The organism is Flavobacterium anseongense (assembly GCF_021608185.1).
GTDB lineage: Bacteria > Bacteroidota > Bacteroidia > Flavobacteriales > Flavobacteriaceae > Flavobacterium > Flavobacterium anseongense.
Genome location: NZ_JAKIHN010000029.1, coordinates 1 through 628 on the forward strand (window position 1 = coordinate 1; position 628 = coordinate 628).

General features: G+C 42.4%; 1 pseudogene. It reads left to right on the forward strand.

Features of this window, described 5'->3' with window-relative positions:
- A pseudogene (locus tag L1S35_RS13210) lies at positions 1 to 628 on the forward strand (hypothetical protein); the annotation flags it as partial.

Consider the following 628-nt stretch of genomic DNA (forward strand, 5'->3'; position numbering starts at 1 on the left):
TGTGAATGATACAGCTGCTCCTATCAACGGTTATGTTGGTGGAACGGCTTACACTAATGTACTTTCAAATGACACCTTAAACGGTGCTCCGGTTGTACCTTCTCAGGTGAATACAACTTTTGTATCATCGACTAATGCCGGAATTACTTTAACAGGAACTGACGTAATCGTTGCTCCTGGTACACCTGCCGGCTCATATACATTAACATACCAAATCTGTGAAGTTTTAAATCCATCGAATTGCGACCAGGCTGTAGTTTCTGTTTCAGTTACGGCTGCGGTAATTGATGCTGTGAACGATACGGCTGCTCCTATCAACGGCTATGTTGGTGGAACGGCATTTACTAACGTTTTAGCTAACGATACGCTTAACGGTGCTGCGGTTATTCCTTCTCAGGTGAATACAACTTTTGTATCTTCAACTAATGCAGGAATCACTTTATCAGGAACAAACGTACTTGTTGCTCCTGGAACACCTGCAGGATCTTATACATTAACATACCAAATATGTGAAATCTTAAATCCATCGAATTGCGACCAGGCAACAGTTTCTATAACAGTTCAGGCTGCCGTGATTGATGCTGTGAATGATACAGCTGCTCCTATCAACGGTTATGTTGGTGGAACT